This is a genomic window from Helicobacter sp. 219-2, assembly GCF_030053225.1.
Classification (GTDB): Bacteria; Campylobacterota; Campylobacteria; order Campylobacterales; family Helicobacteraceae; genus Helicobacter; species Helicobacter pylori_C.
This window is the reverse complement of record NZ_JASGBS010000001.1, coordinates 347,058-369,292: the sequence shown is the minus strand read 5'-3', so window position 1 is coordinate 369,292 and position 22,235 is coordinate 347,058. Positions and strand designations below refer to the sequence as shown.

At 39.9% G+C, this 22,235-nt stretch carries 17 protein-coding genes, 2 rRNA genes and 2 pseudogenes; 11 read left to right on the top strand and 10 right to left on the bottom strand.

The annotated features are described in order from the left end of the window. Positions 1-9: 9 nt before the first annotated feature. Together P6280_RS01915 and P6280_RS01910 are read left to right on the top strand one after the other, a co-directional pair. Entirely contained in the window at positions 10-858 is an 849-nt protein-coding gene (locus tag P6280_RS01915) for a biotin synthase (protein WP_001155622.1), read from the top strand. Continuing rightward, the gene (locus P6280_RS01910) at positions 858-1,736 is read left to right on the top strand and encodes a YihY/virulence factor BrkB family protein (RefSeq protein ID WP_283236835.1); all 879 of its coding nucleotides are present in this window, start codon (positions 858-860) and stop codon (positions 1,734-1,736) included. Before P6280_RS01915 ends, P6280_RS01910 begins: the two co-directional genes overlap by 1 nt. 461 nt (positions 1,737-2,197) lie before the next feature. On the opposite strand, the gene rrf is transcribed toward P6280_RS01910, so the two are convergent. Continuing rightward, a 5S ribosomal RNA gene (rrf, locus tag P6280_RS01905) occupies positions 2,198-2,315 on the bottom strand. Positions 2,316-2,544: 229 nt separating this feature from the next. Further along, positions 2,545-5,431 (bottom strand): 23S ribosomal RNA (locus P6280_RS01900). A gap of 975 nt (positions 5,432-6,406) precedes the next feature. On the opposite strand from P6280_RS01900, the gene P6280_RS01890 reads away from it, so the two are divergent. The 3 genes and pseudogenes from P6280_RS01890 to P6280_RS01880 all read left to right on the top strand — a co-directional run bounded on the left by P6280_RS01890 (position 6,407) and on the right by P6280_RS01880 (position 9,720). Further along, on the top strand, positions 6,407-6,847 hold the full coding sequence (locus P6280_RS01890; RefSeq protein WP_283236834.1) for a hypothetical protein: 441 nt from the start codon (positions 6,407-6,409) through the stop codon (positions 6,845-6,847). A gap of 46 nt (positions 6,848-6,893) precedes the next feature. After that, positions 6,894-8,727, top strand: a pseudogene (locus P6280_RS01885) (DUF262 domain-containing protein). Between the two features lie 138 nt (positions 8,728-8,865). Next, positions 8,866-9,720 (top strand): hypothetical protein, encoded by an 855-nt coding sequence (locus tag P6280_RS01880; protein WP_283236833.1) that lies wholly within the window; start codon positions 8,866-8,868, stop codon positions 9,718-9,720. 106 nt (positions 9,721-9,826) lie between these two features. On the opposite strand, the gene queF is transcribed toward P6280_RS01880, so the two are convergent. Continuing rightward, positions 9,827-10,267 (bottom strand): preQ(1) synthase, encoded by a 441-nt coding sequence (gene queF, locus P6280_RS01875; RefSeq protein ID WP_283236832.1) that lies wholly within the window; start codon positions 10,265-10,267, stop codon positions 9,827-9,829. A 58-nt stretch (positions 10,268-10,325) separates the two neighbouring features. Here queF and rsfS point away from each other — a divergent pair, with 58 nt between their 5' ends. The 5 genes from rsfS to P6280_RS01850 are packed head-to-tail and all read left to right on the top strand — an operon-like array spanning position 10,326 to position 14,366. Beyond that, positions 10,326-10,667 (top strand): ribosome silencing factor, encoded by a 342-nt coding sequence (rsfS, locus tag P6280_RS01870; RefSeq protein ID WP_001042226.1) that lies wholly within the window; start codon positions 10,326-10,328, stop codon positions 10,665-10,667. Then, positions 10,630-11,568, top strand: coding sequence for a tRNA (adenosine(37)-N6)-dimethylallyltransferase MiaA (gene miaA / locus P6280_RS01865; protein ID WP_283236831.1), 939 nt, complete (start codon positions 10,630-10,632; stop codon positions 11,566-11,568). The genes rsfS and miaA overlap by 38 nt, the downstream gene beginning before the upstream one ends. A 4-nt stretch (positions 11,569-11,572) precedes the next feature. Beyond that, a complete protein-coding gene (locus P6280_RS01860) occupies positions 11,573-12,676 on the top strand; it encodes a glycosyltransferase family 8 protein (RefSeq protein WP_283236830.1) in 1,104 nt (367 codons plus the stop codon). Between the two features lie 9 nt (positions 12,677-12,685). After that, positions 12,686-13,489, top strand: a complete 804-nt coding sequence (locus P6280_RS01855; RefSeq protein WP_283236829.1) for a sulfatase-like hydrolase/transferase — start codon at positions 12,686-12,688, stop codon at positions 13,487-13,489. A gap of 10 nt (positions 13,490-13,499) precedes the next feature. Further along, a complete protein-coding gene (locus tag P6280_RS01850) occupies positions 13,500-14,366 on the top strand; it encodes a phosphoethanolamine transferase (RefSeq protein ID WP_283236828.1) in 867 nt (288 codons plus the stop codon). A gap of 73 nt (positions 14,367-14,439) precedes the next feature. Here the strand turns inward: P6280_RS01850 and P6280_RS01845 are convergent, their stop codons facing one another. From P6280_RS01845 to P6280_RS01820, 6 genes are read right to left on the bottom strand one after another with little or no spacing between them, the layout of a single operon-like run. After that, entirely contained in the window at positions 14,440-15,219 is a 780-nt protein-coding gene (locus P6280_RS01845; protein WP_283236827.1) for a UDP-N-acetylmuramate dehydrogenase, read from the bottom strand. A gap of 3 nt (positions 15,220-15,222) precedes the next feature. Then, a complete protein-coding gene (fliQ, locus tag P6280_RS01840; RefSeq protein WP_283236826.1) occupies positions 15,223-15,489 on the bottom strand; it encodes a flagellar biosynthesis protein FliQ in 267 nt (88 codons plus the stop codon). 10 nt (positions 15,490-15,499) lie between these two features. Continuing rightward, entirely contained in the window at positions 15,500-16,804 is a 1,305-nt protein-coding gene (gene fliI, locus P6280_RS01835) for a flagellar protein export ATPase FliI (protein ID WP_001128784.1), read from the bottom strand. Next, complete coding sequence (locus tag P6280_RS01830) at positions 16,805-17,719, bottom strand: CpaF/VirB11 family protein (protein WP_154424034.1); 915 nt, start codon at positions 17,717-17,719, stop codon at positions 16,805-16,807. 15 nt (positions 17,720-17,734) lie between these two features. Continuing rightward, a complete protein-coding gene (ileS, locus tag P6280_RS01825; RefSeq protein WP_283236825.1) occupies positions 17,735-20,497 on the bottom strand; it encodes an isoleucine--tRNA ligase in 2,763 nt (920 codons plus the stop codon). Between the two features lie 34 nt (positions 20,498-20,531). Then, a complete protein-coding gene (locus P6280_RS01820) occupies positions 20,532-20,789 on the bottom strand; it encodes an RNA-binding S4 domain-containing protein (RefSeq protein WP_001217153.1) in 258 nt (85 codons plus the stop codon). Positions 20,790-20,890: 101 nt separating this feature from the next. Here P6280_RS01820 and P6280_RS01815 point away from each other — a divergent pair, with 101 nt between their 5' ends. Continuing rightward, a complete protein-coding gene (locus tag P6280_RS01815; RefSeq protein ID WP_283236824.1) occupies positions 20,891-21,511 on the top strand; it encodes a hypothetical protein in 621 nt (206 codons plus the stop codon). Between the two features lie 413 nt (positions 21,512-21,924). Here P6280_RS01815 and P6280_RS07710 read toward each other — a convergent pair. Beyond that, a pseudogene (locus P6280_RS07710) lies at positions 21,925-22,044 on the bottom strand (hypothetical protein); the annotation flags it as partial. Positions 22,045-22,235: the final 191 nt, after the last annotated feature.

Here is a 22,235-nt window from a genome sequence, read left to right as displayed (position 1 = left end):
GGAATGATGATGCAAGAGATTTTTTTATGTTCTATTTCCAATGTGCGCAGTGGGGATTGCAAAGAAGATTGCGCTTATTGCACGCAAAGCTCACACCACCAAGGAGCGATTAAACGCTATAAATTTAAAGATGAAAAAGTGGTTTTACAAGAGGCTAGAGCGTTAAGGGAATTAGGGGCTTTAGGGTTTTGTCTGGTTACTTCAGGGCGCGAATTAGACGATGAAAAATGCGAATACATCGCCAAATTAGCTAAAGCCATCAATCAAGAAGAATTAGGCTTGCATTTAATCGCATGCTGTGGGCGTGCGGATTTGGAGCAATTAGAGTTTTTAAGAGATGCGGGCATTCATAGCTATAACCATAATTTAGAGACTTCGCAAAATTTCTTCCCTAAAATTTGTTCCACGCACACATGGGAAGAAAGGTTTATCACATGCGAAAACGCTTTAAGAGCGGGATTAGGCTTGTGCAGTGGGGGGATTTTTGGGCTTAATGAGAGCTGGGAAGACAGGATTGAAATGCTTAGGGCGTTAGCTTCGCTCTCCCCGCACACCACGCCGATTAATTTTTTCATTAAAAACCCGGTATTGCCCATTGATGCAGAGACTTTAAGCGCGGATGAAGCCCTAGAATGCGTGCTTTTGGCTAAAGAGTTTTTGCCTAACGCTAGGCTTATGGTGGCTGGAGGGCGTGAAGTGGTGTTTAAAGATAACGATAAAAAGGAAGCCAAGCTTTTTGAATACGGCATCAATGCGGTAGTGTTAGGGGATTATTTAACCACCAAAGGCAAAGCCCCTAAAAAAGATATAGAAAAACTGCTCTCTTATGGCTTGACAATGGCGACAAGCTGTCATTGATGAGAGAACTTTTTAAAAGCGTTAGAGGGTTTTTTCGCCTTCTTAGAATGATTTTCCCCGAGCGTCTGAAAAACGCCTTTTTGGGCTTGAGCGAATTGTTTTACTACGCTTCCAGCTTGAGTTTTTATACGATTTTGTCTTTATCGCCCATTTTGTTGTTTGTGTTTAGTCTTTTTGTGTCTAGTTACATGCAAGCGCACAGCGGTGAAATGGAAGCCTTGATTTTCCCCAACGCCCCTAAACTCATTGGCGCGATTAAGGATTTTTTAGAAAATTTTAAAAAAACAGACATAGCCTTAGGCACGCTTGAAGAAGTGTCTATTTTAGTGGCGTTGGTGCTTTTTTGTGAAAATTACCGCTCCATTGCGTCAAAAATTTTTCAAGCAAAGCCTAGAGATTATGCGCATTTTAAGGGTAAAGAAATCTTTTTATTTTGGGGTTTTGGCACGACTTTAGTGTTTTTATTCGCTCTGCCTTTGGTGGTTTTTTTTGACATTAAGATCCAAGTGTTTTTTGAAGATAAAAATTCAAATTTGTTGCATGTTTTAAGATGGATAGGCACTTACGCGTTTTTTTTGATCCTTTTTACCATTCCTACGAATAAGGTGTTTAAACATTATTTTTGGGTGTTTTTATGGGTGTTTTTTACGAGCGTTTCTTGGCATGTGCTGAAATGGGCTTTCACTTATTATGTGCTGTATAACCGCACTTACCATGAGCTTTATGGGAGCGTTTCTATTTTGTGGTTTTTGATGAGCTGGGTGTATGTGAGCTGGCTTGTGATTTTAATTGGCATGTATGGGTGCAAGGTGTGCGACACATTCGATCCTAAAGAAGTGTTTAAGAAATTTTTAGGCTTTTTAAAAAAAGAAACTTGATGAAAAAAGTTTTCTTTTAGATCGGTTCTAAAAATCTAAAAACACAAAAACCATTCAAACACAACTTCAAACCCCATACCAACCCCAAAAACCCCAACTAAAAAATTAAACACAAAAGAAATAAAAAGCCACACCAGCGGAATAAAGAAGAATAAAAGAATAAAAGAATAAAAGAATAAAAGAATAAAAGAATAAAAGAATAAAAGAATAAAAGAATAAAAGAATAAAAGAATAAAAGAATAAAAGAATAAAAGAATAAAAGAATAAAAGAATAAAAGAATAAAAGAATAAAAGAATAAAAGAATAAAAGAATAAAAGAATAAAAGAATAAAAGAATAAAAGAATAAAAGAATAAACCATAAACCCCTAAAACAAACCAACAACATTGAAACCAAACACTAAACATTAAAAATAAGATTAAAGAAAAAGATAAAAAAGCAAGACTAAAAAACATTTCCCTATCCCTGCACCGACCTACATTCCCACTCTTGAAAAGAGCAGTATTATCAGCGATGAAGAGCTTGACTTCCAGGTTCGGAATGGTTAACTGGGTAGTTCCTCTTCTCTAAAGGCACAAGGAAAAGGGAGCTAAAGATAAAACGCATTTACCCTTAACTCCCCTTTCTCTTTATAGGGAGCTGTTTTTAGAAGATAGTTAATAGCCCTTAATTAAAACAAGTTAGATTTTATCTTGTTTCTCATTAAAGTTTAATCGTATAAAAGTCTTTATAAAACTCCAACTCTCTTACACTCAGTAAGGCAGTGGTAACTTATCCGCGCTTATTGTCATTATCTTATACAAAAAGCAAAAAACAAGCCAAACGCTCTATTAGTAGTAGTCAGCTAAACGCATTACTGCACTTACACATCTACCCTATCAAGCACATAGTCTTTGTGCGAGCTTCAGGGAAAGTTTATCTTGGAGTTGGCTTCCTGCTTAGATGCTTTCAGCAGTTATCACATCCGTGTGTAGCTACCCAGCGATGCTCTTGGCAGAACAACTGGTGCACCAGTGACACGTCCATCCCGGTCCTCTCGTACTAGGGACAGCTCTCCTCAACTTTCCTACGCCCACGGCAGATAGGGACCGAACTGTCTCACGACGTTCTGAACCCAGCTCGCGTACCGCTTTAAATGGCGAACAGCCATACCCTTGGGACCTGCTCCAGCCCCAGGATGCGATGAGCCGACATCGAGGTGCCAAACCTCCCCGTCGATGTGAGCTCTTGGGGGAGATCAGCCTGTTATCCCCGGGGTACCTTTTATCCTTTGAGCGATGGCCCTTCCACACAGAACCACCGGATCACTATGACCGACTTTCGTCTCTGCTTGACTTGTATGTCTTACAGTCAGGCTGGCTTGTGCCATTACACTCAACTTGCGATTTCCAACCGCAATGAGCCAACCTTTGCAAGCCTCCGTTACTTTTTAGGAGGCGACCGCCCCAGTCAAACTACCCACCAAGCATTGTCCTGCCTGTGGATAACACAGGCCAGTTAGCTAACAGAAACATCAAGGGTGGTATCTCAAGGATGGCTCCATAAGAGCCAAAGCCCTTACTTCAAAGCCTCCCACCTATCCTGCGCATGATATTCCCGTTAGCAGTGCTAAGTTGTAGTAAAGGTCCACGGGGTCTTTCCGTCTTGCCGCGGGTAGGAGGAATTTTCACCTCCACTACAATTTCACTGAATCTCTGGTTGAGACAGCTCCCATCTCGTTACGCCATTCATGCAGGTCGGTATTTAACCGACAAGGAATTTCGCTACCTTAGGACCGTTATAGTTACGGCCGCCGTTTACTCGGGCTTCAATTCAACGCTTCATCTTGCGACTGACGCATCCTCTTAACCTTCGAGCACCGGGCAGGCGTCACACCTTATACTTCCTCTTACGAGTTGGCAAAGTGCTGTGTTTTTGGTAAACAGTCGGGAGGGACTCTTTGCTGAGACCGCATTGCTGCGGCACACCTTATCGCGAACTTACGGTGCTAGTTTGCAGAGTTCCTTAACCAGAGTTCTTTCACGCGCCTTAGAATACTCATCTCATCTACCTGTGTCGGTTTGCGGTACGGACGACTATGGATATGCTTAGAGGCTTTTCTTGGCACGACGGTATCAGCGATTCTCCCTTTGTCCTAAAAGGACTCAAAGAGCCTGTTTGGGTTTCAAATACAGAGGTGGATTTGCCTTCCCTCCAATCTACGCCCTTAGACTAGCGCTTCCATCAGCTAGCTCGCTTAACCCTATGCGTCCCCCCATCACGCTCCATAGTCGGTATTGGAATATTAACCAATTTGCCATCACCTACCCCTTTCGGACTCGGCTTAGGACCCGACTAACCCTACGATGACGACCATCGCGTAGGAAACCTTAGATTTACGGCGGATACAATTCTCATATATCTTATCGTTACTCATTCCTGCATGCTCACTTCATACCGCTCCAGCACTCCTTACCGGTATACCTTCAACGCTGGTATGAACGCTCTTCTACCACTGTGTTTAACACAATCTACAAATTCGGTGTCTATCTTAGCCCCGTTATATTTTCAGCGCATGACCACTAGACCAGTGAGCTGTTACGCTTTCTTTAAAGGATGGCTGCTTCTAAGCCAACCTCCTGGTTGTTTGAGTAGCCACACATCTTTTTCCACTCAGAATAGAACTTAGGGACCTTATTTGGTAGTCTGGGTTGTTCCCCTTTTGACGATTGATTTTATCACCCACCGCCTGACTCCCAAGATACGATAAAAGGTATTCGAAGTTTGATAGGGTTTGGTACCGCGGCGAGCAGCCCTAGCCCAATCAGCGCTCTACCCCCTTTTATTATCACTTGAGGCTATACCTAAATATATTTCGAAGAGAACCAGCTATCACTAAGTTTGTTTGGCCTTTCACCCCTATCCACAGCTCATCCCAACCCGTTTCAATGGGTACGAGTTCAGTCCTCCACGCGCTATTACACGCGTTTCAACTTGGCCATGGATAGATCACTTAGCTTCGGGTCTGCAACATCTGACTTAATCGCCCTATTAAGACTCGCTTTCGCTACGGCTTCGCATTCGCTTAACCTTGCCAGATACCACAACTCGCAGGATCATTATGCAAAAGGCAGTCCATCACCCTGATAAATCATAGGGCTCTGAATGATTGTAAGCAGATGGTTTCAGGTTCTATTTCACTCCGCTCACTGCGGTTCTTTTCACCTTTCCCTCACGGTACTTGTTCGCTATCGCTCAAAGAGTAGTATTTAGGGTTGGAGAGTGGTCTCCCCGGCTTCAACCTGGATTTCTCGTGTCCTGGCCTACTCTGGATCCTGCTACCTAAGAACGCCTTGTCGCATACAAGGCTATCACTTTCTATGGCTTACCTTTCCAGGTAACTCTGCTAAAGCGTTCTCTTGGATGTTGCAGTCCTCAACCCCGAATGCAAGCACTCGGTTTGCCCTTTTCCCCGTTCGCTCGCCACTACTTAGGGAATCTCGTTGATTTCTTTTCCTCTAGTTACTGAGATGTTTCACTTCACTAGGTTCGCTCTCTAAATTAGAGTAACTAATATCTCTATTAGTTGGGTTGCCCCATTCGGACATCTACGCATCAAAGCTCCTTGACAGCTCCGCATAGCTTATCGCAGTCTAGTACGTCCTTCATCGCCTCTCTTTGGCAAGGCATCCGCCATCTGCTCTTAAAAGCTTGTTTTAAATTTTAAAATATCCTTTAAAACCCGCCCTTTTATAATGAATAACGACAATTGCACGAATATTCTTCAGCGCTACCACTGCCTTAATGAATATAAGACAGAGTTATTGTAGTTTTACTTTACTTTTACATAGGCTATTAACAATATTAAATCAAATAACTTCGTTTTTCTTTAAAAACTTGCTATAATCGCTCTTAAATGTTAAACCCTTTAAAGAAGACTAAAAATGCTTGATCCCTAATCTTTAATCTTTTTTAATTGCCAAGTTTTATCAGCTAATGAGCTTTTTATTGTTGAAAGCTTTTTGGCTTTTATGACTTGAACTTGTTTAAAAACTTTTTAGCTTTTATAACTTGTTTGAGTTGTTTCAAATTAAAGAACTTTTTAAAGCTTGTCTTTAAAAACGAAATGTAATTATAGACATGCAATGCTTAAAGTTTGCTTAAACTTTTTAGAATTTGAAAGAAATGGATAAAAGCGATTTGGAAATGATTGGGAAGGGTGTAGGAATAAAAAGCTTTAAATTAAATAAAGCCTTAAATCAATAAAGCCTTAAATGAATTAAGATAAAGTGCATCGCAAAATAAAACGCATCATCAAATAAACGCATCATAAGATAAGAAGATAAAACGCATCATTAACCATTGATTAAATACCCACTAGATACAACACCCCATGTTATCTTTTTTTAAAAAGGGGTAGAAATGGCATTCAATCATTCAATCATTCAATCATTCAATCATTCAATCATTTAATCATTTAATCATTTAATCATCCAATCATTTAATCATTTAATCATTTAATCAATCAACGCTACTCTGTTGTTATAACTTTTACAAAAACCCATTTAAAAATCCCCTATTTTTTATTATTCCCCCTTTCATTAACCCACACAACATTTTTAAACCATTTGATTCGATAAGCCCCATTTTTCAATCAGTGGGGCTTACAGAGTTAAATTTAAAGGAGAAGTGATGGCTCAGTTAGAAGATTTGAAAGTGCATGAAAAATACAATTTGTTGTTGTGCATGGTTTCAGGCGCATACAAGGGAACCATTCTAGGAAATGAGAATTTTAAAGAGTTGTGCGATGAATGCACTTTGGGCTATTTTCGCTCACGACGGAACAAAGCGGCTCAGCACAAGCATTTTGAACTCATGCGTAAAGCGGATTACATCATTGGCATTGTGAATGAGGATTCAACGACTAGAGGGGCTGAAGTCCAACGGAGCGTTTTTGCCCTAAAGATTGACCATGACACTATTGGGATTGATGAAGAGGGAGCGCTAAAGGTTGAGGGCGTTTGTGCTCAAAAAGGGAGCCAGGAATACGAAGAATTGGTCAATAAAAACACTTGGCATTTCACGCACAGCACCCGACTTGGGCAACCAAAATTGATTGAACGAAAAAATTAAGGGTTATGGTTTTTACCCATAAGCCATCATTTAAGAAAGGATTTTAATGGAATTGTTGGATTTAGACGGAGTGATGGCAAAAGGCGTGTTTGAAATCCCGAGCTATCAAAGGGGGTATGCATGGCAAAAAAGGCAATTAAAAGATTTTTGGAACGATTTAGAGCATGTGTCCAAACTGGGAGATAAATTCCACTACATGCACAGCTTAACCTTAAGAGAGCTTGAAAATGAATTTGAAAATAGCGCTTTTGAAATCATAGACGGCCAGCAACGATTGGCTACAAGCCTGATCTTACTAGGCCTTTTAGCAAAAACCACCCAAAACAAAGACCCAAAGTATTCTTTAATCAACCTTGAACCCATTTTATCCTATAAGTATTATGGTTTGAGTGAAGCTTTTAGGGCGATCACTGAAGAAGAAAACGATTTGGAAGCGTTCAAAACTTCTTTTTACGCTAAAAATCTTATTGAGGCTTACGCATTTTTTCAAGAAAAAATCAGCGGTACGCCTATTGAAGCACTTGAAAAAATGTTTGATGCCCTTATAAAGAAAATGCTTTTTAGCGTGGTAGAATTGAACGACAACAGGATCGATCCTTTCAGCTCTTTTGAAACGATTAACAATCGTGGTAAGGATCTATCCACTCTGGAATTATTAAAAAACCGCTTGCATTTTGTGGCGCACAAGATTTGCGATGGCAAAAAATTAGAAAAGCTCCAACAAGAAATCAACGACACTTACACGCTCATTTATCACGATTTGAGGCAGTTTTAAGACGATCATTTAGAGGGTTTTTTAAAGCATTTCGTGGCGTATTATTATGGCGAGAAAGGGGATTTTAAAAAAAAGGTTGTTGGAGATGGAGTTTAACGCTCATAAAAGATATACCGACAACACCAACTTTAATGAGGAGTATGAAAAAATAGATGATTTGTTATTTTATCTTTCTTATTCTTCTAAAGTTTGGAATTTCTTGCACACGCTTGATGAAAAATCTATCACCCTTATTGTTGATGACAATAAAAAACTTGAGATTGAAATCACGCCTAAAATGCGCGGCTTGTTAGAAAAGATGCGGCGTTTAAACGCCTTGAATGATAACGCTTTTTTACCCTTATTGCTCTCTCTTTTAACCATACAGCGCGCTGGAAAAAGCGCTAATGAACAGCCTTATACCACCAAAGAATTAGAGGCTTATTTAGAACATTTAGAGAGTTTCGGGTTTTTAATTTATGGGGTTGCTGGCAAAAATACAGCTAAAAACGAATGGATTGAATTAGCCTTCAAAGCGATTCAAGCGTATAGATTTTGGGGAGATAAAATAACCATTGAAGATCTTCCAGCGCTAGAAAAGAATTTTTTCAACAGACAAGGAAATAGCGCTTTAGAATTGCTTGAAGAGAGTATCCATTCTCTAAAGAATGCTGAAAAATGGTATCAATGGGGCAAGGCGCTGAATTACTTGCTGTATGAATACGAGTTGCACCATAACCCTGAAACGACTCTGAATTTTGATGGCAGTATAGAAAGCATTGAGCATGTCTTGCCCCAAAATCCCGATCAAGGCTATAGCGCTAAAGAAAAAAATTGGGCCAAAAACCCTAACATCGTGCATGCTCTAGGGAACTTGCTCTTAATGGCTAAAAACGCTAACAGCTCTTTAAGCAACAAACCTTTTGATGAGAAAAGAAAGCAATACCTCAAAGGCTCTTATAGTGAAAAAGAAGTAGCCAAAAACGCTTCTTTTGGGGTCGAGCAAATCAAAGAAAGGAGCGAAAAATTATTAGACTTTTTAATCGCGCATTATCGTATCGCTGAGTTAGTGGGTGAAAGCGCCATTAAAGCTTTTAAAAACGCTTCTTTAGAAGACATTAAATGAGGCGATCACTCAAAAATAAAGAGTCTGTTTTTAGCGCTTCAAACCACAACAAGGAGGAATAACGCCATGCTGAAAAGATAAAGAACATTGAATAACTGATTGCAAGCGGATTTTAAAATTTTTATCAAGGAGTATTTTATGGGTTTTCAAAACGAAAATCAGTTAAAAGTAGGCGCGTTGGTCAAAGCCACGATCAACGGCAAAGTGGTGGAGGCTAAAGTCATTGGTATTGGGTTTAATCGTGTAACCCTAAGGAGTGAAAAAGGCAATGAAGTTTCTTACGCTTTCAATAGCGAAAAATTCTTAAAATGGTTTAATCAAGTGCCGTTGAATGAAATTGCGAAAAATCACGCCGAAAGCGGCAAGAAAGACATTTTAGAGGGTCTTAAAATCGTAACGAGCGGTCCGACTATTAAGCAAAGGACTACTACTCCTAAAGAGAAAGAGGACAAATATAAACTCGCTTTTGGATTTAATAGAGAGGGTATGTCTAGCTCGGAGATTATGATTGAGAGCTATACTTTAGAGGAGAGAAAAAGTAGGCTCGGCGTGTTATTATCTCCGATGTTTTATGAGGGTAAGGGAAATCAAATTACCGCTATCATTATTATTGCCCTTGCTCACGCTAAAGACTTAAATAAGCATAGCGATGCGGAGTGGTTTAAAATGATTGAGGCTCGCAACGAGGATGAGTGCGAGGTGGATACTTTTGATAATTTGGATAGGGTTGCGCTTACTTTGTATTGTAATGTAATTAAGGCTTATGCGGAGGGGCGTGAGGAGTTTCAAAACGATTTTAACGATTTCTCGCCGAGTGGTTTTTGGGCACAAGTCTTACCTAAAAACAAAAATGAGGCGTTGTTTGTGGCACAACTCTTATGCGATGGCGGTATCAATAAATACGGCTTAAGCTGTGCGGGTCTTACCGCTGGGTTATTAGCTGATAATCTCGATTATTATGGATTATCGGAGGCAATAGAGGAGGTAGAATAACCCCCCCACCCTTATGGGGTGGCTCTTTTTTTCTCTCTTATTTTTCTTTTTCTCCCCCTAATTTGTCTATTTAATTTGGAAGGGCTTAAAACCCTATCTTTGCATGTTATTTCGCATTCAAAAGGCGTTTTTCTTTAAATTCCTGGTATTCTTTGATCGCGTAATTCACAAAGGGCTTGATCGCAATCCCGCCCCTAGAGGCAAAATCCCCATACACTTCCAAATACTTTGGCTCTAGCAATCGGGCTAAATCTAGTAATATCGTATTGATACAGCTCTCATGAAAATTCCCATGGTTTCTGTAACTGAATAAATAGAGTTTTAGGGACTTGCTTTCTACCATCTTGTCTTTAGGGATATAGCGGATATAAATCACGCCAAAATCCGGCTGAGAAGTGATCGGACAAAGGCTCGTAAATTCCTTACACTCTAGCGTGATTAAGGGGTCTAAATTGGGGTTTGGGTTGGGGAAAGCTTCTAATAACTGGCTATTGTATTCAAAAATATAGGGCGTTTTAGCGCCTAAGGATTTTAATTCAGGGGTCATTAATCTTCCTTGATTTAAGTTATAATAAGGCTATTTTAACCCATTTTTTAGGAAACTCATGAACAAACGCATAGAAACCATTACGGCTTTATTAGATGAAAAAAAGGCTTTTGATATTACGCATATTGATTTGTCCAAAACCCCCTACTTGGTAGAAGATGTCATTATCGCCACCACGCTAGCGAATAAGCATGCCCTTTCTTTATTGGACGCGCTTAAAAACACCCTTAAGCCTTTAGGCGAAGTCTTTTACCAAATAGATGAGTCTAATGAAGAGTGGATCATTTTGGATTTAGGGGATTTGATGATCCATCTTTTCACCGAAGAATGCCGTAAAAAATTTGACTTAGAAGGGTTTTTGAATGCCTACAAGAGGGAGAGCGTTCATCAAAACGCCTAAGAAACTCGTCGCGCTTTTAGGGCCTAGCGGGAGCGGGAAAAGCGCTCTTTCCATTGAATTAGCCCAAGAATTGGACGCTGAAATCTTTTCTTTGGATTCTTTGAGTATTTATAAAGACATCAATATCGCTTCGGCTAAACCGAGCTTGAAAGAGCGAAAAAATATCAAGCATTACGCCCTAGATTACCTTAACATTGATGAAAAAAATAACGCTTCTCTTTTTAAAACCCTTTTAGAGGACGCTATGAGGGTGTCCTCTAAAGAGGTATTACTCATTGTGGGGGGGAGCAGTTTTTATTTAAAATCCATTTTAGAAGGTTTGAGCAGCATGCCAAAAATTAGCGGTGAAGAGGTTGTAAAAATAGAGCGAGAAATCAACTCTTTGGCTAACCCTTACGCATTTTTAAAATCCATTGACCCCACAAGCGCTTTTAAAATCCATCCAAACGACACTTACCGCATCCATAAGGCTTTAGAAATCTTTTATTCCACCCACACGCCCCCAAGCGAGTATTTTAAAACTAACCCTAAAAAACCCTTTGAGCATGCTATCTCATTATTCGCTCTTTCTATTGAAAAAAATGCGCTTGCAAACAACATCAAACAGCGCACCAAAAACATGCTCCATTCAGGTCTTATTGAAGAAATCAAAGCCCTTTATGCTCAATACCCTAAAGATTCACAGCCTTTTAAAGCCATAGGCGTTAAAGAAAGCATTCTTTATTTAGAAAAACAACTCACCTTAAAGGAGCTAGAAGAAGCGATTGTTTCTAACACCATCCAATTAGCCAAGCGCCAAAACACTTTCAATAAAACCCAATTCAACAACCTTTACACAGGAAGCGTTAAAGAAGTTAAGCATGCGATTTTAAACCACTCAAAAAGCGCTATTAAAGGATAATCTCATGGATACGCAAACTTTGCAAAATCAAATTATCCCTATTTTTATGAGTTTTGATAAGAATTACGCGCTAGGGGCTGGCGTGAGCCTTTATTCCTTGCTTTCACATGCGAGCAGGCACACAAGCATGATAGATTTTAGCCCCCTAAATCAAAACAACGAGCTTTTAGACGCTAACATCGTGTATAAAATCCATTGTTTGATTAAAGGAGTCACTTTAGAGCAGCAAAACAAGCTTTTAAAAACCCTTGAGCCTTTTAAAAAATTCGCTTCATTAGAGTTTATTAATATCAATTCGCTAGACAATTCCATAGAAAGCTGCCTTAATGAGTCTTGTTCCAAGCGTTATGGCGGGCTTCTTGTTTTGTGCCGGCTTTTGCTCGCTTCACTCTTCCCTAATTATTCTAAAATCATTTCTATAGATGTGGATACGGTGTTTTTGGGCGATGTTGCAAGCGCTTATTTTGCACTAGATAACGACCCCACTAAATCACTTGGCATGGTGAGAGACACTTTTTCCCACCTTCCTTTTGAAGCCTTTTGTCATTTTTGCGAGCGCGCTTGCAAGAATTTTAAAATGGATTTTTCACGCTTTAGCCCAGACGAATTAAAACGCATCCATCAAGGCTTTAACATGGGCTTTTTGGTGGCGCATCTGGATCGGTGGCGTCAAGACGGGTTTGAAAAAACCGCCTTGGAATTTCTAAAGATTAGGGGGAAAGACCTTTTCTACCCTGAGCAGTGTTTGGTCAATATGGTGTTTTGGGAGCGCATTTTAGAATTGCCCATTTATTATAATTGTTATTCTGATTTTTTCAACCAGCACTACCCTAAAAACATCGTCATGCTCCATTTCATCAAATACAAGCCGTGGCGTTCTGTCAGTTCTTTAAACGGACGTTTGATTTGCTATGAAGCTGAAGCGAGTTTTTGGCTTGCAAACCTTTTTTGCACCCCTTTTAAAAACGATTTTTTTAAAGAACGCCTTGAAATGGCTAAAGACCAACAAATGCAATCTTTTAAAACCCACATCCGATCAAAAACGATTAGGGATTATTTTTATTTTAGGATAAAAAATATTTTGAAAAAAGTTTTCAAACTTTCTTAAATGGCATTCATGGAAAAATTATTGAAGTTTTTAAAATTCTTTGCCAGCAGCGTAACTCTAGATGAAAAATTTTTAATGTTCCTTCTTTGCAACGCTCTTTCTAACGCTTACAAAAATAGCGATTTGTTTTCTTTCTCTAAAGGCTTTTTAGGCGCTTTTTTAATCGGGTTTGTGGTGTATTATGGTTGCGCGCTAATCCCTAAAAAACGCTTGAAATATTCATTAGAATGGCTGTTTATAGGAAGCGGTATTATTTTTAGCGTGGCAGAAATTTTTACGCTCTTTATGTTTAAAATGCCTTTTTCCAAAGGCTTGACTGACACGCTTTTAGCCACAAACAGCTCTGAAACGATGGCGTTTATAAAAAGCTATAAAAATTATTTGCTTTACTACGCTTTGATTTTGATCGCCTTATTGGTAACTATTAAAATGATTCGCTTTAGAGTGCTTGTGCCTGGTGTGATAGCGGGCGTTTTAGGGCTTTCTATCCTTACAATAGGGAGCGTTCGTAACATTAAACACCTTACAAAGAACGATGCGATTTTAAAAAGATCATTGTTTTCCCTTTCCTTAACTAGGGGGTTTTATTCCGCCTATTTGAGCTTGTTTGATCGCCAACAAGCCATAAAATTTTATAGCTTTTTAAATAACCTTTATTTACCAAGCGATTATCTTTCTAGCACGGGCGATGTTAAAAATGTCGTCTTAGTCATCGGCGAAAGCGCGAGCAGAAATTTCATGCAACTCTATGGCTATAACGCCCCTAATAACCCCTTATTGAGCGAACTCGCCAACGAGAGAGAGAGAGAGTAACAACCTGTTCGTGTTTTCTGACACGATAAGCAAAGAAGGTAGCACTTCTGATGTCTTTGAAAGCCTGCTCAATTATAGCGATGCTGAAACGACTAAACCTTGGTATCATTACCACAACATGATAGATATTTTCAAGCGATCCCATTATGAAACTTTTTGGTTAGAAAAACAATTCGTTGATCAATGGTCATTAATACAAGATCTAGTTTCTAGTCGCTCTAAAAACCGCTACCTCCTTCAACGCGATAGAAACCGCTACTTCCTTCCTAAAGAATGGACAAGCTATGATGAAGATATTTTAACTTTTTATTCCAAAAATATCCCATCCCAATTAAAAAGCAAGAATTTTATCGTGTTCCATTTGCGTGGCTCACACAAGACTTACAGCGAACGCTTCCCCCAAAGCTTTGCCAAATTCAAACCAAGCGATTTGTCTTTTTCTAATTTGCATGCGAGCAATGATAGAGACAAACAAATCGTTGCTGACTATGTCAATTCGCTTTATTATAACGACTTTGTTTTGAATGGGATTTTTAACCTCTTTAAAGATAAAGACGCTATTGTGTTTTATTTGAGCGATCATGCGCAAGATATTTTTGAAAGCGGCCCTACTTATGGGCATAGCTGTTCTAAAGCGGGATTAGAAATCCCTTTTATGATTTATGTGAGCGATATTTTTAAAGAAAAACACCCCGAGAAAGTGGAATTGATTAAAAACGCTTTAAACAAACCTTTCATGAGCGATGATTTAATCCATTCTCTTTTGCCTTTGGTGGGCATTCACACTAAAGATGAAATAGAGAGTAAAAACCTTTTTAGCCCTAAATTTGACACTCAAAGAAAAAGGACTACTTGTCGTTGTGGGTTTGGATCATGATAGGACTAAATAATAATAAGGCTCTGTTCTCATCAATAGGGATAAGCTTGATTCCACATAAAGCCTTTCAACCCTACCTTAAAATCTTCACTTCTTCTTCTAAATGAATGCCGTATTCTTGTAACACTCTGGTTTTGGCGAGTTCTATCAGATCTAGGGCTTCTTTAAACTCCGCGCCCCCCAAATTCACCAAAAAATTCGCATGCTCTTTAGCAAAGCCCACTCTTTTTAAGCGATAACCCCTTAAGCCCACGCCCTCTAAAAGCCTGCCCGCATGATCGTTAGGTGGGTTTTTGAAACAGCTCCCAAAATTAGGCAATTTGGGGTGGCTTTTGCGCATGCTTTTACACGCTTTTAAAACTTCTTCTCTAAAGCCATGCGTTTTTTTAAACCTAGCCTTTAAGACAACGCCATTAAATTTGCTGCTGCGATAATCTAACCCTAGCGCTTCACTCCCTAGCCATTGGTTATTAACACAAGCGCTTTCTAAAACATTTTTTATTTCAAATTCTTTCATGCCAGCATTCATTTTAACTAACGCCCCTAAAGTGCCAGGCAATTGCCCTAAAAACTCCAAACCCCCTAAATCATTCGCCCTAAAATAATTAAAAATTTTAGACGAGTTGGCCGCTCCCCCTATTTCAATACATTCGCCCTTATCGCAAATGTAATCGTAATTCTTGCCCAATAAAGCGAGATTTTTCGCGCCAGGAGCGACTAAAAGGTTGTTCGCTAAACCTATAATCTGGTGTTCTTGAGAAATTTCATTATCGTTTTCTAAAACGCTCACTTTTAAAGGCGCACCGATTTTCACGCTGCTGTAACGAGAAAAATCAATGATGGTTTCTAGCATTTTCTAGCCTATGATTTTAGGAATGAGCTTGATTAAAATTTTGGTGTAGTCTAAAAGCATGTTCGTCATCCACGGCATGGTTAAAATCAGCACCCCAATCACGGCTAAAATCTTAGGCACAAAAGACAAAGTCATTTCATTGATTTGAGTGGTCGCTTGAAAAATGCTGACTAATAGCCCCACCACTAAGCCCGCTAGTAATACCGGTAAAGAAATCATCAAAGTGATTTTATAAGTTTCAATGGCGAGTTTCATGAGCTGTGATTCCATGATATTCCTTTTATCTTAAGATTTCTTCTAATTGCTGAAAGCTTTGTTCAAAAGGCTGTAAAGCGTTTTCATCTTGCGCTAAAAATTGCTCCATTAAAGCCTTTTTCTTAATCGCTTCATCAAGCTCTTTATCATTCCCCATTTGATAAGAGCCGATGCGAATGAGCATTTCATTTTCTTTCAATAGTGCATACAAACGGCGGAATTTTCTCGCATAAAGGTTTTGAGACTCGCTGATGATGTCTTTAGCCACCCTTGATGCGGAGTTTAAAATATTAATAGGCGGGTAGATCCCATAATCGGTTAATTCCCTGCTTAAGACAATATGCCCATCTAAAATACTCCTGGCCTGATCGGCTATGGGATCGCTCAAATCATCGCCCTCTACTAGCACGCTAAAAAAAGCCGTAATGCTCCCCTTATTTTCTTCCTTGCCCGCTCTCTCCATTAATTGAGGTAATAAAGAAAGCGCGGATGGGGGATAGCCTTTGGAAGTGGGAGGTTCGCCTAAGGCTAAACCGATTTCTCTTTGAGCCATAGCGAAACGAGTCACTGAATCCATAATGAACAACACATCTAGCCCCTGGTTTTTAAAATACTCCGCCACGCTCATCGCACAAAAGGCCCCGTATTTGCGCATTAAAGGGCTATCATCGCTCGTAGCGACCACTAACACGCAAGAGCTTAAATCCCCTTTTAAGTTTTTCTCTATAAATTCAGGGATTTCTCTGCCCCTTTCCCCAATCAAAGCGATCACTTTAATAGGCGCTAAGCAACCCCTAGTGATCATGCCCATTAGCGTGGATTTACCCACCCCAGAGCCGGCAAAAATGCCCAGTTTTTGCCCCTTACCGCAAGTCAAAAGCCCATCAATGCTCTTCACTCCCACGCTAAAAACCTCATCAATCAAGCCTCTTTTTAAAGGGGCTATAGGCGTTGTAATCACAGGCGCTAACCGCTCATAATCTAGCGCCCCCTTATTGTCAATGACTTGCCCTAAAGGGTTAAGCACCCTCCCTAAAAGATTACGGCCCACAGGGAAATTCAACCCCTCTTTTAAAAACAGCACCTTATCGCCAGCCCTAGCCCCCTCTATAAAGTTAAAGGGCGTGAAACCAAACTGCTCTTTTTCTGCCACCACCACCATTCCCACGCATTCAGTGCCATCGCTTTTTTCAATCTTCACCACATCGCCCACAGACGGGTTAAAGCCATCCGCATAAACGATATTGGGCATGATTTTTTTCACGCTCCCGTAGCGAGGCGATAGTTCAAAATGCTGATTCAAGCGGTTTTTTAAGGATTTTAGGGGCATTTAAAGCTCTTTAGTCCATAAGACTTCAGCGATTTGGCGCTCATTGTTGATTCTATTCACATGCACGATCACATCAATCGCGCTTTTAAAATACGCTCGCATTAAATCCTTATCCAAAGAATGCGTATAACGCATGCTTAAATTCAACGAAAGGGCTTCCAAAGTGTTTTGAGCGCTATTAGCATGAATGGTTGAGAGCATGCCCTTATGACCGGTGTTTCCTAAACGCAAAAAGAGCGCTGCATTCCTAGTGTCAATCTCGCCCACAATGAGCCTGTCCGGGTTTAAGCGCATGGCCATATTGAGAGCGTCTTCATAATTAAAGCGCGTGTTCTCTTGCTTGCCCACTAAAAGCCCCACGCAATTACTAAACGCTTTTAAATCCAATTCTTGGCTGTCTTCAACGCTCACCACCCTTTCATCTTTATTGACGCAATCTAAAAGAGCGTTCAATAAGCTTGTTTTGCCGCTTGAAGTCTCCCCGCTAATGAGAATGTTATGCCCTTTAAGCGCTAAATCTTTCAAACCCTTTGGATTGCTTGCTTTGAAAGTAAAATCCTCTAAACTTAAGGGCTTAAGCCTAGGCACACGGATATTGAGCGTGATTTGATGGTTTGTGGTGATGCTAAAATGATTCGCGCTCACCCTATAGCGCGTGAAAGGGATAGAGCAATTTAAAGTGGGGTGCTCTTCATCAAAAAACAACCCCCTAAAACTAGCCAATTGCTCGCAAAATCTCAGCAAAAACGCCTTATCAAAAAGCGCATGCCCTCTTTTTTCTCGTGTGTTATTGATTTTATAAAGCCAAAGCTCCTGCTCGGTATTGATTATCAGCTCTGTGATTCCGCTTTCTAAAAAAGGGGTGAAATGGCCAATTAGGGCTTGTAAAACTCTATGGGTTTGTAAGGTTTCCAAAACCCTATCCTTTTATCATCGCTCTTTTAAAACCTGTTCGCAACGCTTGCAAGGGGCGTTTTCTAGCTCGCTTTTAAAACGCCAACACCTAGGGCATTTATAAAAGGGGGCTTTAAAGAGCGTGAATGCTGGCGTTTCGCTCAATTTTTCTTTTGCAATCCCTACAAAGCTTACCATCAGCAATTCTTCTACTAAATTTTCACACAACGCTTTTTCTCCCACTTCAATAGCGCATTCCAACGAATTTTTAATGACGCCTTCTTTTTTCAATCGGTCTAACTCTTCATTAAAGGCAGAGCGCAAGGCTAAAACGGCTTCAAAATTTTCTGGTTTTTTAAACTCTTTAAGGTGGAGTTTTTCTGAAACGCTAATGTCTTTTAAATCAAACACATCTTTGGCTTGTAAAAAAATGCGAAGCGCTTGGCTATGCTCTAAAACTTCTTCAATCGTGTGCGTTAAAATCGGGGCTAAAAAGTAGCACAATTTACTAGCTGTAGCGAGTAAGACCATTTGAATGGCTTGGCGTTTTTCATTATTTTTGCTATCGCAATACAAGCTATCCTTACAAGCGTCTAAATAAATCCCGCTCAATTCATTGGTAACAAACGCCATTAAAATATTCAAGCCTTTCACAAAATCATGCTCTTCAAACGCGCTATTGACTCCAGCGCTTATGGCTTCTAAAGCCTCTAATATAAAATGATCTAAAGGGCTGAAGTTATGGGAGCGTTCTAAATTCTTAAGATCCATATCGCTAAAATTGGCGAGTAAGAATTTCAAAGTGTTGCGGAATTTTTTATAATGCTGTTCTGTTTGAGTGAAAAAGGTTTGAGAAACCCTCAAATCGTTTTGGTAGTCATTAAACGCTACCCACAAACGCACCACATCGCTCCCATGCGTTTTGAGCAGCTTGTCCAAAGACACCACATTGCCCTTAGACTTGCTCATTTTCTCGCCCTTTTCATCTACGATGAAGCCATGCGTAATGACCTTTTTAAAAGGGGCTTGGTTGTTTAGAATGCAACCGATTAGAAGCGAGCTTTGAAACCACCCCCTATGCTGATCGCTCCCTTCTAAAACCACATCGCTAGGGCTTTGCCCTTTTTCTCCTTGATAGTCTTCTAAAACCGCCTTAAAGGTGCTACCACTATCAAACCACACGTCTAAAATGTGCATGACTTTTTCATAATGCGTGGCGTTCTCTTGATAGCTAGGGGGTAATAAATCTTTCACGCTGTATTCCCACCACACATCGCAACCTCTCTCTTCAAAGAGCTTAGCGGTATGCTCTAAAACTTCGCTTTCAAAACAAGGCTTATTGGTGCGTTTGTCTATGAAAAAGGCCAGTGGCACGCCCCATTTTCTTTGCCGGCTCAAGCACCAATCAGGGCGGTTTTCTATCATGGTTTTTAGGCGGTTTTTCCCGCTGCTTGGCACAAATTCCACCTTTTCAATCGCATTCAAAGCCACTTCTCTTAAGGTTTTTTGAGAGCCATCATTTTGGATAAAAGGCTCATCCATTAAAATAAACCATTGCGTGGTCGCTCTGTAAATCACAGGCTTGTGCGTCCTCCAACAATGCGGATAAGAATGCTCAATCTCTTGCTCTAGCAATAAAGAATCGCCCAATTGCTCTATAATGCGTTTTTGAGCCTTAAAAACATGCTCACCCAGATAGCTTTCATCTAATAATTGGTTATGGATAATGCTCTCATCATAGCAACCCTTTTCATCTACAGACATTAACACTTCTAAATTATATCTTAAGCCCAAATAGTAGTCCTCTTCACCATGCCCGGGCGCAGTATGCACGGCTCCTGTGCCATCTTCTAAACCGACATGCTCTCCTAGAGTGATTAGGGAATCTCTTTGGTTTAAAGGATTGAGCACTTTCAAGTATTCTAAATCATTGGCATTGAATTCATGCGTGATCTCACTATCCACCACCCCTAAAGCGGCTAATTTTTCATGCAAGGCTTTAGCGACTAAATAGCCTTTTTTTGTGAGCGCATAGATAGCGTCTTTTTTCAAAGCGATCGCCACATTCGCATACAAAGTCCAAGGCGTGGTCGTCCAAATCACCAAGCTCGCTTTTTTGACTTTTAATTTTTCTAAACTCTCCTTTTTCAAACCAAACGCCACGAAAATGGAGGGCGATTTTTTCATCTTGTATTCCACTTCAGCTTCCGCTAAAGCGCTCTCGCACGCATAACTCCAATAAATAGGTTTATGGCGCTCTTTCAAAAGCCCTTTTTTAGCCACTTCCACTAAAGCCCTATAAATGCTCGCTTCAAATTTAAAATCCATGGTTTTATAAGGATCGTCAAAATCTCCCAAAACGCCTAATTGCAAAAATTCATTCTTTTGGATTTCTAAAAACTTTTTCGCATGATCTCGGCACTTTTCTCTAAACAGCGTGGGGTTTTCTAGGCTTGTTTTTTCTTTTTCTAATTGCTCTAAAATTTGCTGCTCAATGGGCAAGCCATGGCAATCCCAACCGGGCGTGTAATAGATTTTCTTCCCTTTAAAATATTCTCTTTTAACGACAATGTCTTTTAAAATTTTATTTAAGACATGCCCTAAATGCAAATGCCCGTTCGCATAAGGCGGCCCGTCATGCAAAGTGAAATCCCCATGGTTATCTTTCCTATTCTGCATGCGTTTAAACGCTTGTTGCTCTTGCCATTTAGCGTAAGTCTTAGGCTCATTAACGCTCAAATTCCCTTTCATAGAAAAGGTGGTTGTGTTTAAGTTTAGGGTGTCTTTGTATTCTTTCACTGATTGATCCTTGGTCTTTTATTGATCTTTTATCTTATGATCCTTTTGTTTTAGGAGCGATATAAAGGTGCGTGTCTTTTCGTGGCACATTTTTTAAAGTGGGGATTTGTAAAATCGTGTATTCTTCTATCCCTTTTAAATAGTGCAAGCTAATCGCATCGCCCGCTTTCACTTCTTTACTAGCCTTAGCGCAACTCCCATTGAGCCACACTGCCCCCACATTGCACATATCTGTCGCTAAAACGCGCCGCTTCACTAAACCCACTGATTGTAAAAATTTGTCTATTCGCATGCGTTTATTTTACCCTATTCTTTAAGTTTTTATCCATAACTTATAAGGGTTTTAGTTTTAGCATGTTAGCATTCAGCCATCACTCTTTTTAAGGAATTTGTTTGAAGTTTCAAATTGTGAGTTTGTTAGCCGCTCTTTTATTAGCCTCTTGCTTGCCCCCTAAAGACCATCATTCTGGTTTGGTGAATCTTTATATCGCTCATCAAGGCCAAAGCGTGCGCACTTATTGGCGCAAAGTGGATAGAGAAGTCGTCGCCAAACACAATGAAGCGCTTAAAAAAAACCCTAAAGCAAAGATCAAAGACCCTAGGGGGCCTTTATTCATGCTAGGGAGTGAGCGCTTCATGCTTTTATGGAAAAACCGCTACGCTTTAGCCAAACCCCAATCGTTCAAGCTAGAGCCTGGGTTTTATTACTTGGACTCTTTTAGCGTGGAAACTCAAAAAGGCATCTTGCAGAGCGCTCCTGGCTATTCATACACTAAAAATGGCTATGATTTCAAAAACAACCGCCCCTTTTTCCTAGCCTTTGAAGTCAAACCTGATAGCAAAATCATTCTTCCTAGCGTGGAATTGAGCCTGATTAAAACCCCTAGAGGCTTTTTAGGGGTATTTTTATTTGATAATAATGAAAAGGGGGCTAACGCTAAGTGGATTGAGGGGAGTTTGAATTTAAAGCTTAAAAACGCTTCCTTTAAAGACGCATGGGGGTTGGAACCATAAAGCGCAAGGCTTTGTTTTATGGAGCGTTGGCATTAAACTTCCTTTTATTTTAGTTTTCTTGTATCTTTGGAATGTAGGTTATAATTTCTATGGATTTGTTAGCGTTTCTTTGGAATACAGATTTAAACCCTAGCATAGAATAAAAAGCTAAAAATAAAAATTGATTTTAAAAATGGAGGGCAACTTGCATATTCTTTGATTGAAAAATGGTTTTAATATTTTGAATGCTGTAAAGCATTAGTTTGATTGAATTCAATGGGTTTGGTTAGAATGGGTTAGATTTGAATGATTATATTTTGAAGCCAAAGCCAGAGACAACCCTAGTCAAGTTGCCCCTAGCCACACCGATATTACTCGTGATGCCCGTGGCAACAACCTTCTTCTTGATGATGACTATCGCTAGTGCTGCAACAACCTTCTTCATGATGAGAGCTGTGGTGGTGATGGTGGTGTTCACCGCCATGGTAGTGGTGGTGGTGTGTGTGATGGTGATGGTGGTGGTGTCCGCCGTGTTGTTCTTCATGGTGTGCCATGATGACTCCTTTGATTAAAAATTTAAATTCTAGCTCACTGGCTAGGATTTCATTCTACAATATAAAATCTAATCAATTGTTAATGGAAGGAATTTTAACGCTAATTTTTAATCCATAATTCCCTAAATTTTGAATTATCGCTTGAGTAAAACCAACACCCCCATTAAAAAAAAGACAAACGCCACAAAGAA